Below are 14,310 nucleotides of genomic sequence, written 5' to 3'. Positions count from 1 at the left end.
CTAGCCAGCCGCTGGGCCAACGAACCGCCAGCCGAAGCCGCCGCGACCGGAAGACTCACCAACCCACTCAACACCGCCGGCAACAACCCCAACCGCGCTTGGCGACGCAACGCGGCCACATCCAGACGCGCCGGCACCAACACCGGCTCACCGCGCGCACACGCCAGATCAAACAACTCCAAACCCTGCTCGGTCGACATCCCCGCCAACCCCATCCGCTGCATCTCGCCGGCCATGGCGCTGGCCTGCTCCCACAACCCCCACCCCAACGACACCCCCGCCAACCCCTGCCCGCGCCGGTAGCACGCCAACGCATCCAAAAACGCGTTGCCCGCCACATAATTGGCCTGCCCCGCGCTGCCCAACACCGCAGCAGCCGAAGAAAACAACACAAACGCCGACAACCCCATCTCCCGGGTCAACTCATGCAAATGCCACGCACCATCGACCTTGGGCGCCAACACCTGCTCCACCCGCGCACGATCCAGCGACTCAATCACCCCATCCGCCAACACCCCAGCAACATGAATGACCGCGCCCAGCCGATGCTCACCACAAACGCTGTCCACCAACCCCGCCAACTGCTCACGATCGCCCACATCGCAGGCCACCACCTGCACCCCACACCCCAACTCGCCCAACTCCGCAACCAACTGCTCAACCCCGGCCGCCGCCGCACCACCCCGACTCACCAACACCACATGCCCCACCCCATACCGGGCCGCCACATGCCGGGCCAGCGCCATCCCCAACACCCCAGTCCCCCCGGTGATCAACACCGCCGCCGCCGGATCAAACACCGACCCCGCCACCGGATCCCCGACTTGCTCGCTCACCTGCACCAGCCGAGGCGCCAACACCACACCGTCGCGCACCGCCAACCGCGGCTCACCACGCTGGGCCACCGCCGCCGGCACCGCCGCCCACGACGCCGCACTGCCATCAAGATCGAGCAACATAAACCGGCCCGGATGCTCCGACGCCGCGCTGCGCAACAACCCCTCCACCAGCGCACCCGCCAAATCAGGCACCTCACCCTCAACAGCCGCCACCGCCGCCTGAGTCACCACCACCAACCGCGAACCCACCAAAACCGGCTCACCCAACCACGCCTGAATCAGCTCCAAGGTGTCATACAACCCCCCACGAACCTCACCAACACCAGCAGCGGCGATCGGCACCGCGGTCAACACCACCTCCGGTGCGCTGCCCCCCGCACCAACCACGGCGATCAACGCCCCCAAATCCGGATAACACCGCACACCCTCCCCCGCTAACTCCATCGGCCCGCCGCGATCAAGGACCGCCACCCCCGGCACCACCCCCTCAGGCGGGCTTTGTACTGCCACCCAGTCCACCTCATGCAGCCAATCCAGCCGCCGCGCCCCCACCCGACCCAACGCCACAGCATCCACCCGCCGAAACTGCAACGACTCCACCGACACCACCGGCGCCCCAAACTCATCCACCGCCCGTAACCACAACCCCCCGCCCTCAACCGAACCGATCGCCACCCGCAACGCCGAAACACCCCGAGCATGTAGCGACACCCCACCCCAAGCAAACGACACCGGCAACCCACCCGACGCCGACTGGTCACCCCACAAATCCGGGGCCACATGCCACGCCGCGTTCAACAACGCCGGATGCACCCCAAAACCCGCCGCCTCACCGATCAGATCAGCATCCAACCCCACCTCAACAAACAACTCCTGGTCGCGGCGCCACACCGCACGCACACCCTGAAACGCCGGACCATAATGAAAACCACCCACCCCGCCCGGCTGGTCATACAACGAACCAGCCACAGCAACCGCCTCCGCCGGCGGCCACGACAAAGACCACCCCTCTAACTCCCCACCATCCACACCGGCCACCAACACACCACTAACGTGATGAACCCACCCCACCCCCACATCCCCATCACCAGCTAGCCCAACAGAGTGCTCCGGACGTGAATACACCTCAAACCCGCAGCGACCCTCGGCATCCGGGCCACCGATCAACAACTGCAACGCCACCGCGCCCTGCTCAGGCAACAACAACGGCGCCTCAATCACCAACTCCTCTACCCGCGGCACACCAGCCCTAGCCCCCGCAGCCAACACCATCTCCACAAACACCGCACCCGGCACCAACACCACATCAGCCACCGCATAATCAGCCAGCCACCGATGCGTCTGCACCGACAAACTCCCGCTAAACAACCACCCCCGCTCACCCCCCAAACACACCCCCCCGGCCAAAAACGGATGCCCCACCCCCGACAAACCCACCGACGCGACATCCCCCACCGACCTGCCCGACAGCCAGTACCGCTGCCGCTGGAATGCATACGTCGGCAACTCCACCCGCCGCGGCCCCCACGGCCCCAACACCGACGCCCAATCCACCCCCACCCCCGCCACATGCGCCTGCGCCAAAAACCCCATCACCGCCTCGGATTCGGGCTGATCGACACGCAACACCGCAACACACAAGCTCGGTTTGTCATCGCCGTGCTCTGCCAGGCACTGAGCCACCATCGCGCTGAGCGGCCCGGTCGGGCCAAGCTCAAGGAACCGGGTCACCCCCATACCGGCTAGGGACCCGACCCCGTCCATGAACCGCACCGCCTCGCGGGCATGACGCACCCAATACCGCGCAGAGCCCAACTCCTCGGCGGTGGCAACCCTGCCGGTCAGGTTGGAAACCACCGCAAGCTGCGCCTGCCCGAAGGACACGCCCTTAAGGACCGCGCCGAACTCCTCGAGCATCGGCTCCATCCGCGCCGAGTGGAAAGCGTGACTCACCTTCAACCGGGTGGTCTTGCGGCCCCGCTGCTGCCACACCCCGACCCACTGCTCGATAGCGTCGCCGTCACCAGAGACCACAACCGACCCCGGAGCGTTAACCCCCGCCACACAAAGACGGCCCTCATAACCCGCCAACGAAGCAACCACCTCGTGTTCGCTGGCCGCGACCGCCACCATCGCCCCACCAGCCGGCAGCCCACCCATCAACCGTCCCCGCGCCGCCACCACCGCGCACGCATCAGCTAGCGAGAACACCCCCGCCAGATACGCCGCAACCAACTCCCCAATCGAATGCCCAATCAGGAAATCCGGCTTTAACCCCCAAGACTCAACAAGCCGATACAGCGCCACTTCCACCGCGAACAACGCAGGCTGGGTGAAAGTGGACTCATCGAGCAATCCCGCCTCGAAAGTCCCTGGGGCGGCGAACAACAACTCTTTTAACGACCGGCCCAACAACGGATCCAACTCGGCGCAAACCACATCGATCGCCTCAGCGAAAACCCCATAACACCGGTACAACTCGGCGCCCATCGCCGCCCGCTGCGCCCCCTGACCAGGAAACACGAACGCGGTCTTACCGTCTGCCACACGCCCGGTCACCACCCCCGGTGTCGGGGACCCGGCCGCCAACCCGGCCAACCCCACCAACAACTCGCCACGATCGGCACCCACCACCACCGCCCGATGCTCCAACCCCGCCCGCGTGGTGGCCAACGACAACCCCACATCGGCGGCCCCCAACCCGGGATGGTCGGCCACATACGACGCCAACCGGGCCGCCTGCGCTTTAAGCCCGGTCTCGGTCTTAGCCGACACCACCCACGCCAGCGCCAACCCCGCCTCGGCCACAACCGGGGCCGCTGTCACCTGCGCCGAGACAACATCGGCCTCGGGCGACCGCGACGGCGGGCACACGATGACATGGCAATTGCTGCCGCCCATACCAAACGAGGACACACCAACCGACAGCGAGCCGCTGCCGGCAGGCCAGCGCTCATGCTTGGTCACCACCCGCAGACGTAATTCATCCAACGGGATCCGCGGATTGGCTTTCGAGAAGTTCAGGCTCGCGACAAGTTCTTGCCGCTGCACACACAATGCCGCCTTGATCAGGCCAGCGATTCCGGCCGCGCCCTCCAGATGACCGATATTGGTTTTGATCGAACCAACACCCAACGCCGCGCCCCGCCCCCGGGCATTTCCATAAACAGCGCCAAGCGCGCCCGCCTCAACAGGATCACCCACCGCAGTGCCCGTCCCATGAAGCTCCACATAGCCAATCTCCTCAGGACCCAGCCCGGCATTAGCCAACGCGCGTGTGATCACGTCGGCTTGAGCAGATTCCGAAGGAACCGTGATACCGGCATGAGCGCTACCCGCATTGATCGCACTACCCCGGATAACGCCATAAATCCGGTCACCCGAATGCACAGCGTCAGCCAGCGATTTCAACACAACCACCCCACCGCCCTCGCCACGCACATACCCATTAGCACGCGAATCGAAGACATAACACCGCCCGTCCGGGGAAAGCGCATCAAACTTCGCCGTCCGCAGACTGTGATGGCGCGACAAAATCAAATTCACACCACCAGCCAACGCAACCCCACACTCCCGACGCCGCAAACTCTCACACGCCAAATGAACCGCCACCAACGACGACGACTGGCCGGTATCGACGGTCAAACTCGGCCCCGACAAACTCAACGCGCGAGAAACGCGATTAGCGATCAAACTCCGACCCATACCGGTATGCAAATAAGGACTAATCTGCTCATCAGGAACAGTCCCCATCAAATCCGCGAAATCATTAGCCATCACACCCAAAAAGACACCCACCGACAACGGCGTCAACCGATCAACAACAATCCCGGCATCCTCGAACCCCTCCCAACACAACTCCAACGCCAAACCCTGCTGCGGATCCATCGACGCCGCCTCCCGCGGCGAAATCCCAAAAAACCCCGCATCAAACTCATCACAACCCTCAACCAAACCCGCCCGCCCCACACCAATACCCCTACCCCGCGGAACCACATCAACCGCATCCACACCATCACGCAACAAACACCACAACCCCGACAAATCCGACGCACCCGGAAAACGACACGCCATCCCCACAATCGCGACGAAATCACCACCCCCACACCCCGCCGAATCCGCGAAAGATTCTCGTTCGGCGTCAGCGTGGTCGTCCATGAGCTAACTCCTTGCAGCATCCCGGGTTTCATGCATCCATCGTCGTGTGCGACTGGGATTCTCCGAACTGCTGGTAAGCGTAACCGGCTCTTCCGACAGAAAGGGAGTTCGGCGCCAAAGTCCCGGAAGGGTTGGTGAGCGACTCTGACTGGCAGATTTCGCTGAGGTCAGCACCAGCGCGAGGGCGTGATCCGGGCGTCTGGCGTGGTGGCTTAGTCCGGTGGGGATGTTCTGCTAGCCGTCGATCCGGAAAATGCTGATCGCGAAGTTGCGGCAGGTTGCCATGACCCGCGGCGCATGCAACGAATAGCGTGCGGTTTCGCTCTTACGGCTCAACCTGTAGCAGCTCGACCTGGCCGCCGGGCCGCTTGGGTAGCAACGACGCGGGTACCACGGTTGCCGCGACCACGATCGTGGCGATCAGGAACACCCCGGCATAGGCCAGTGACAAGTCGTTGGTGAGGTGTTCGGTGAAGTCGGGGAGCCGAACCTGGGAAGGCAGCTTGGCCGGGTCGAGCGGCGCAAGCCGGCGGGCCGCCTCGGCGCGGATCGAATCTGCTTGTCTCGCTGCGGCTATGTTGGCACTCGCGTTGAACCTGCTGGTGAGCATCACCGACATCAACGCAGCGCCGACAGACGCGGCGACGGTGTGGTTGACGTTGAATAACGTTGAGCCGTGCGCTACCTCGCTGGAATTGAGTGTGTGCACCGCCGACCAGGAAACCGGAACCATCATGCAGGCGGAGCCGGCGCCGAACGTCGCGAGCCCGGCCAGCAGCACCGTTAGGTGTACGTGCTCTTGGCTCATGCCGTAGACAAACATGCCCATGCCCACGACGGTCGCGGCCGTCCCGCCCAACACCACGCGGCGCGGCCCCCGCGTTTCCATCAGTCGACCTACGATCGGCACGGTGACGGCCGCGGCCAGGGATTGCGGTATGAGAACTAGTCCGGACTGCAACGGTGTCTTTCCGAGGACCTGCTGGAAATAGGCCGGAAACAGCAGGCAGCTGCCGAAAAAGGCGACGGCGAACACGAACCTGGTGCCGTTGGCCGCAGCGACTGTTCGATTCTTCAATAGACGCAGATCGATCAGCGCATGATCGGCCCGACGCAGGGCGTGTAATACGAAAGCCCCGGTCAGCATCACTCCAACGGTTATCGGTACCCAGGTGTGCGGATCGCTGGCCGTGCCGCGCTCCGGCAACAGTGACAGCCCATAAAGAAGCAGCACGAGCCCCGGGGACAGCACGATCATGCCGAGGACGTCCAGTGACTCCGCGGGCAATGAATCATTGCTGGGGAGAACGAATACCGCCAGTGCCAAGGCGAGCGCCCCCATGGGGATGTTGATCAAGAAGATCCACTGCCAGCCAAATGAGCTGATCAACCAGCCACCGAGAACGGGCCCGAAAATCGGGGCCATCAAGGCGGTGATATTGCTGATCGTCATCACGCGGGCTAACCGTGCCGGACCAGCCGCACGAGCCAGGATGATGAGCTGCAGCGGTATGACTATCCCGCCGCCAAGCCCCTGCAGCGCCCGAAAGGCCACCAGTTGGGTGATGTTTGATGCCATTCCGCACAGTAAGGATCCGAAGGTGAACAGCAGCACCGAAGCTATCGCGAGCCGTTTGGTGCCCAGCCGGTTGGCTGCCCAGCCGGTGAGCGGAATCACCGCGGCCAACGACAGCGTGTAGCCGGTAGATGTCCATGCGACGAGAGCCTGGGTCGAGGAGAACTCGTCGATGAACGTCCGCTGGGCCACATTGACGACCGTCGTGTCCAGGGTGACCATCACCGTGAGCATCAGGCACGCCACGATGGTCATCAAGAGTCTGGAATCCAGCGTGGTGGGATAGTCGACGGGACGGGCGTCGTCGTCCAGGCGCGATCCGTCCGTGGCGTGCGTGCTGGCAATGGTCTTCGGCTCACGCCGCGGCCGATCCGCCTGGCGCATTGCTTGACTGTATCTGCCGTAATTGCGGCGCAACGCCGGTATCCGTATTTCAAACCGTCCGTGGCTTAGCTAACCGGCGAGGCGCTGGATACCTGCCGGCGCCGTCTTCAACTCGACACCTGTGGACACCGCGGCCGCAAACCGATCCGCTCTACACTGCGTGGCGGACCCTGCAGACCGGGGCTGAGCTTAAACGCCATGAAATGCGACCATTTCCGGGGGCCTCAGAACTCCGGGCTACCGTGAAATTTCGAGGCTGGTAATCCATTCTTCTAGAATTTGTGCTACTAACTCGGCGCCTTCAAATACTACGGATTCATGATGCGCCGGTACAGTGCGTACAGTCTGTTTTGGTGCCCAAGGCGTGGCTATAGCGTACTCTAAACTTCCAGACTCAGAACGCACCTTGAGATAAGGCCTGGTGCATTGCACAAATAGTACATCTGCTTCAAGAGGCCCTTTGTATAGACTTGGCATCAGTTCAGACCACCCCGCCATCGCGGTCAGCCTAGTACCGTTATACAACCCCCAATCGCGTGTTCTTTCGTACATTGTGTAAAAAAGATCATTACTCGTTGACAATAATAGTTCACCATCTTCAATTGAATAGGTATCCAGTAATGCCACTCCCGCCACACTCACATTCTCCGTGTGTTCAAAGTAATCACCCAGAGCATAGGCTAAATGTCCACCAGATGAATAGCCGGCAAGAACAAAAGGCTCATCGCCTACCAGCTCCATAACCACACGCGCAAGCGACTTCACCGCGGCCTCGGGCGAGCTGGGTAGAGGTTCGCCCGCCGAGAATCCACAAAGTGGGACAGCCGATACAGGTCTTACGCTTTCAAATGCGGACGCAATGCGTGCATAAACATACACACCGCTGGTAAATACCGATGTGCATATAAATACCAGGTGCGGCAATCTGGGTCCGGCGGTAAACCTCGTCGCAGTCGGCAAAATGTCCGCATCGCACTCTGGTCCGAACACCGGCCGGAGCCGCGATGCTGCGCGCAGCAGGTGCATTCCTTCGCTCATTTTTCCCGCGTCAACCGCATCCTTGAATAGTGCTTCAAGCGAATCCTGAATCAGAATCGACCGCGATTCCTCGGTGATGGATCCGCTGGATCGCGAATCGACGGTCGAAATATTTTTCCTACGCTCATTGATCCTATCCACAATGTGACGGGCCAACAGATCAGGGGTTTTGTAATCAAAAATAACCGTTTGCGACAATTTCAAACCCGTGGCCGAATTAAGCAGATTTCTGATCTCCATGGCATTCAATGAGTCCAAGCCGGAATTCTCGAAAGTCGATTTAGCTCGATCGTCGCGCGCCCACCCGAGTACATCTGCGGTGCACTGAAGGATCAACTCCCTTACCACCCGGAGTTGTTCAGTGTCGTTTAGCCCGGCCAGTCGCCCTCCCATCAGCCCTGGCCCGGAGCCGGCACCCTTGACCTGCCGTCGCAGCGGGCGGCGGATCAGCCCGCCAAATAACGGCGCCAGTTCAGCGTTTTGAGCCCGGTTAACCAGCGCCGCATGGTCTATGCGGGCGGCCACCACGGTGGGGCGATCCAGCGTTAGAGCGGTATCGAACATCTCGACGGCCTGCTCGGCGGTCATCGCCGCCACTCCGCCACGACTCATCCGCGCCCTATCACGATCGGTCAAATGCCCGGTCATCGCGCTGGCCTGCTCCCACAACCCCCACGCCAACGACACTCCCGCCAACCCCGCCGCATGCCGATGAGCGGCCAACCCATCCAAAAACGCATTCGCGGCCGCATAATTGCCCTGGCCCGCAGTGCCCACCACACCCGCGATCGAGGAGCACAGCGCAAACATCGGCAACCCCATGTCGCAGGTCACCTCGTGCAGGTTCCACGCCGCATCCACCTTGGCCCGCAATACTGCATCCACCCGATCCGGCGTCAACGAACCGATCAGCGCGTCATCGAGGGTCCCCGCGGCATGAATCACCCCCGTCAACGGCGGACACTGCCCCGCCAACCGGTCCAACAGCCCCGCTACCGCCGCGCGGTCAGCAACGTCGCAGGCGACCACCTGAACCTGCGCCCCCGCCCGGGTCAGCTCTGCCACCAGCTCACCGGCACCCTCGGCGGCCATCCCACGTCGGCTCACCAACAGCAGATGCCGCACCCCATAGGCAGCCACCACGTGGCGGGCTAACACCGCACCGGCCATCCCGGTACCGCCCGTGATCAACACCGTGCCCGCGGCCAACGCATCGGCAAACACCCCCGGCATCGTCAACACCACCTTGCCGACATGGCAGGCCCGACTGACATACCGATAAGCCGCCGCGGCGCAACGCACATCCCAGGCCTTCACAGGCAACCGATGTAACGTTCGGGCCTCAAACAGCCCCCCCAATTCGACCAATATCGCCGCGATTCGCTCCGGTCCGGCCTCAGCCAAGTCGAACGCCCGATACCACACACCGGGATGTGTTTTGGCGATCGTCTGCGGATCGCGGATGTCGGTCTTGCCCATTTCGATAAAACGCCCACCATCGGCCAAAAGCCGCAGCGACGCGTCGAGGAACTCACCGGCCAACGCGTTGAGCACCACATCCACCCCACGGCCTCCGGTGACCGCCAAGAATTTCTGCTCAAACTCCAGCGTGCGCGAATCAGCGATATGCTCTTCATCAAAACCCATGGCGCGCAGCGTGTCCCACTTACCGCGGCCGGCGGTGACGAAAATCGTGGCCCCCCGTAACCGGGCCAACTGCACCGCGGCCATCCCCACCCCCTCGGTCGCGGCGTGCACCAACACCGACTCCCCAGCACTGAGGGCGGCTAGGTCCGCCAACACAAACCAGGCGGTCAAAAACGCCACCGGCACACCCGCTGCTTGGACAAACGACCATCCCGACGGCACCCTGAAAACCAGCCGCTGATCCACCACCGCCAGCGGACCCACCCCCTCTATCAACCCCAGCACCGCATCACCGACGGCCACACCGGCCACATCAGGGCCGATCTCGACCACCACCCCAGCGCCCTCACAACCCAGCACCGGCGCCTGGCCTAGGTACATCCCCGATACCGCCAGCACATCCCGGAAAGTGACCCCCACTGCGCGCACCGCCACCCGCACCTGCCCGGCACCCAACGGAGCGTGCGCCTGCGGGCACGGTTGCACCACCACATCCTCAAACGTGCCCCCACCACCAACGGCCAACCGCCACGTCGTCTCTCCCGGCGGTACCCGCAGCAGCGGCGGCGCTGGGGCCAACCGAGCCAGATACACCCCGCCGCTGCGCACAAGCAGCTGGGGTTCCCCGAGGCCAACCAGCACAGCCACGTCCACCGGCGCGTCGGTGTCCACCAGCACGATCCGCCCTGGTTGTTCGGCCTGCGCCGCACGCACCAACCCCCACACCGCCGCCCCCGCCAAATCGGTGACGTCTTCCCCGGCCAATCCGACCGCTCCATGGGTCAACACCACCAACACTGCCGCCCGATCCCGCGCCAGCCACGATTGCAATCTCTCAAGAGCGGCATGGGTGGCCGCATACACTCCCGCCACCACCGCACCGGGCGAGATCGGCAGCTCCCACACCACCACGTCCGGCGCATCCGGGGCGTCGGCGGGCATTGCCGATTGTTCGAAACCATCCCAGGAAAGCACCGACACCGCGGCCGGCGGTTCGGTCGGGACCGGCGCCGTCACCCAATCCAGCTCAAACAACCGACCAGACCCGCCACGGCCAGCGGCCGACGCCGCCGACCGCAACTGTTCAGCCGATATCGGGCGGGCGGTCAGCAAACCCACCGACAACACCGGCCCACCCGTGATGTCGGCCAGCTCCACCGAGAATCCACCACCACCATCACTGTCGGCATCGACCGGGGCGATGCGGGCCCGTACCCACGAAGCACCCCGGGCGTGTAGCGACACCGCGCGCCAGGAGAACGGCAGCAGTGTCTGGGCGGTGCCGGTGTCGGCGGCCAATGCCACCGCATGAAGCGCCGCGTCGAATAACACCGGATGCAACCCAAACCCGCCAAGGTCAACCCCGGCATCCTCAGGCACACCAACTTCGACGAACACTTCCTGGCCGCGCCGCCACATCGACCTCAATCCGCGAAACGCACGCCCGTACTCATAGCCGCGCTCGGCCAACCGCGCATAAGCATCCGAGATATCCACGCTGAGCGCGCCCACCGGCGGCCACACCGACAGATCGGCCGAGGAGCCAGCGTGACCGGCCCCGAGCATCCCCGCGGCGTGCCGTACCCACTGCGAATCAGCTTCGCCGCCAAGCGAATACACCGACACTGGGCGTCCACCGGACTCACCGACCCCACCCACCACCACCTGAACCCGCACCTGGCCCTGAGTCGGCAGCACCAGCGGAGCCGCCAATGTCAGCTCCTCAATGACCCCGCACCCCACCTCGTCGCCGGCACGGATGGCCAACTCCACAAACCCGGTCCCGGGAAACAGCACCACCCCGCCCACCGCATGATCGGCCAACCACGGCTGCGCGCTCAGCGACAGCTGCCCGGTCAGCACCACCCCACCCGAATCCGCCTGGGCTAGCACCGCCCCCAACAACGCATGCTCAGCCCGATCCAACCCCGACCCCGACACATCCCCAGACCCCGCCGGCGTCCCCGTCAACCAATATCGCTGGTGCTCAAACGCATACGTCGGTAACTCCACCCGCTTAGGGTGATGCGGGGCAAATATCGTTGCCCAGTTCACGGTTACTCCGGCTACGTGCGCCTCGGCGAGTGAGGTGACAAAGCGCGGCCAACCGCCTTCGTCGCGGCGCAGTGAACCCAACACCGCCACCGCACCCGCGTTGCTGGCTTCGGCTGTTTCGGTCATCGCGACCGCTAACACCGGATGCGGACCCATCTCGATCAACGCCCGACACCCCTGCTCGATCAGCCCGCGAGTGGCCCGCTCGAACTGGACCGGCTGACGCAAATTGGCATACCAATACCGGCCGTCGAGGGCCTCGGTGCTTAGCTGCTCACCGGTGACTGTGGAGTAAAACGGCACCGTGCCCGCCCGCGGGCTAATCCCCGACAACTGCGCCACCAGCCGCTGCTCAACAACCTCCACCTGCGCTGAATGCGAGGCGTAATCCACCGGGATCCGCCGGGCGAACACCCCTTGGGCCGCACAGGCGGCCACCAATTCGTCCAATGCCGCCGGGTCACCGCAGACCACCGTGGAGGCCGGGCTGTTGATTGCGGCCACCGACACCCGCTGGCCGTACTGCGTCAGCCGCTGGTCGACCTGGGCTGCCGGCAACCCGATCGCAGCCATCCCGCCCGACCCGGCCAGCTCGGCGATCGCCTGGCTGCGCAGCGCCACCACCTTTGCCGCGTCTTCTAAACTCAGCCCGCCGGCCACATACGCCGCGGCGATCTCGCCCTGGGAATGGCCCATCACCATGTCAGGTGTCACCCCGCAGGCCCGCCATAACGCCGCTAACGACACCATCACCGCGAACAACGCCGGCTGCACCACATCCACCCGGGTCAACCACGACTCATCCCCGCCGCGCAGCACTTCCTCCAACGACCACCCCACATGCGGGGCCAGCGCCTGCCCGCACGCGCGCATCTGCGCGGCGAACACCGGCGAGAAATCCCACAACTGCACCGCCATGGCCGGCCACTGGCCCCCCTGACCGGCGAACACGAACGCGGTCTTACCGTCTGCCACACGCCCGGTCACCACCCCCGGTGTCGGGGACCCGGCCGCCAACCCGGCCAACCCGGCCAGCAACTCGCCCCGGTCGGCACCGACCACCACCGCTCGGTGCTCCAACCCGGCCCGGCCCGTGGCCAACGAAAACCCCACATCGGCGGCCCCCAACCCGGGATGGTCGGCCAGATAGGAGCCCAACCGGGCCGCCTGCGCTTTAAGCCCGGTCTCGGTCTTGGCCGAGATCACCCACGCCAGCACCGAATCCGACACGTCCACCGGGACGCTTTGGACCTCACCGTCGGCGGGCAGCTCCGAAGCGGGGGCCTGCTCCAGGATCAGGTGGGCGTTGGTGCCCGAAATGCCGAACGAGGACACCGCTGCCCGGCGTACCCGCCCGTTATGCGGCCAGGGCTGGGCCTGGGTCAGCAGCGACACCGCACCGGCCGACCAATCCACATGCGCAGACGGCTCATCGACATGCAAGGTCTGTGGCAACACCTCATGACGCAATGCCTGGATCATCTTGATCACCCCGGCCACCCCCGCGGCGGCCTGGGTATGGCCGATGTTGGATTTGACCGACCCCAACCACAGCGGCCGATCCGGATCCCGGCCTTGCCCGTAGGTCGCGATAATCGCCTGGGCCTCAATCGGATCGCCCAACACCGTGCCCGTGCCATGGGCCTCCACCACATCCACCTCCGCGGGCCCCAACCCCGCGCTGGCCAGCGCCGCGGCGATCACCCGCTCCTGCGAGGGCCCGTTCGGGGCGGTCAACCCGTTCGAGGCCCCGTCCTGATTGACCGCACTACCCCGGATCACCGCCAACACCTCATGCCCGTTGCGGCGGGCATCAGAAAGCCGCTCCACCAACACCAGGCCCGCACCCTCAGCAAACCCCGTCCCATCCGCCCCAGCCGCAAACGACTTACACCGCCCATCCACCGACAGCCCCCGCTGCCGGGAAAACTCCACAAAAATCCTCGGCGTCGCCATCACCGTCACCCCACCAGCCAACGCCAACGAACACTCCCCAGCCCGCAACGCCGCACACGCCTGATGCACCGCCACCAACGACGACGAACACGCGGTATCCACCGTCACCGCCGGACCCCCCAACCCGAACACATACGCAATCCGACCCGAGACCACACTGGCCTCAGTGCCCGTCAGCAAATACCCCTCCACCTCGGCCCCGCCCCCACCTCCGTACTGGGAGGAATACGCCCCAGCGAAGACCCCAATGTCACTGCCGCGCACCGAACGCGGATCAATCCCGGCCGACTCAAAGGTCTCCCACGCCGTCTCCAACAACAGCCGCTGCTGGGGATCCATCGCCAACGCCTCACGCGGAGAAATCCCGAAAAACCCCGCATCAAAATCGGCCACCCCCTCAACAAACCCCCCCATCCGGGTATACGACGCCCCCACCCGATCAGGATCGGGATCATAAAGACCCTCCACATCCCAACCCCGATCGGTCGGGAACCCCGAGATCACATCCCGACCCCCCACAACCACCTCCCACAACCCCTGCGGGCCATCCACCCCACCCGGCAACCGACACCCCATCCCCACCACCGCAATCGGCTCATCGGCCCGCACCCGCGCACGCACCACCACCCCGGTCGCCCCGCCCTGCAAACGCGCCCG

1 protein-coding gene and 3 pseudogenes are annotated in these 14,310 nt (G+C 64.4%); all 4 read right to left on the bottom strand.

Features of this window, described 5'->3' with window-relative positions; genetic code table 11:
• Positions 1–260: 260 nt before the first annotated feature.
• Positions 261–4,997 (bottom strand): annotated as a pseudogene (locus tag AADZ78_RS00385) (SDR family NAD(P)-dependent oxidoreductase); the annotation flags it as partial.
• Positions 4,998–5,322: 325 nt separating this feature from the next.
• Positions 5,323–6,957, bottom strand: coding sequence for a DHA2 family efflux MFS transporter permease subunit (locus AADZ78_RS00380; protein WP_085249966.1), 1,635 nt, complete (start codon positions 6,955–6,957; stop codon positions 5,323–5,325).
• A gap of 237 nt (positions 6,958–7,194) precedes the next feature.
• Positions 7,195–7,827 (bottom strand): annotated as a pseudogene (locus tag AADZ78_RS00375) (thioesterase domain-containing protein); the annotation flags it as partial.
• A 219-nt stretch (positions 7,828–8,046) separates the two neighbouring features.
• A pseudogene (locus AADZ78_RS00370) lies at positions 8,047–14,301 on the bottom strand (type I polyketide synthase); the annotation flags it as partial.
• Between the last annotated feature and the right edge of the window lie 9 nt (positions 14,302–14,310).

Source organism: Mycobacterium riyadhense, from assembly GCF_963853645.1.
Classification (GTDB): domain Bacteria; phylum Actinomycetota; class Actinomycetes; order Mycobacteriales; family Mycobacteriaceae; genus Mycobacterium; species Mycobacterium riyadhense.
Note: the sequence above shows the minus strand (reverse complement) of the source record. Positions and strands in the feature narration are given on the sequence as shown.

Bases quoted from the DNA above. Each gene is read 5' to 3' on its own strand.
- AADZ78_RS00380 (WP_085249966.1), bottom strand. From the start codon at position 6,957: ATGCGCCAGGCGGATCGGCCGCGGCGTGAGCCGAAGACCATTGCCAGC.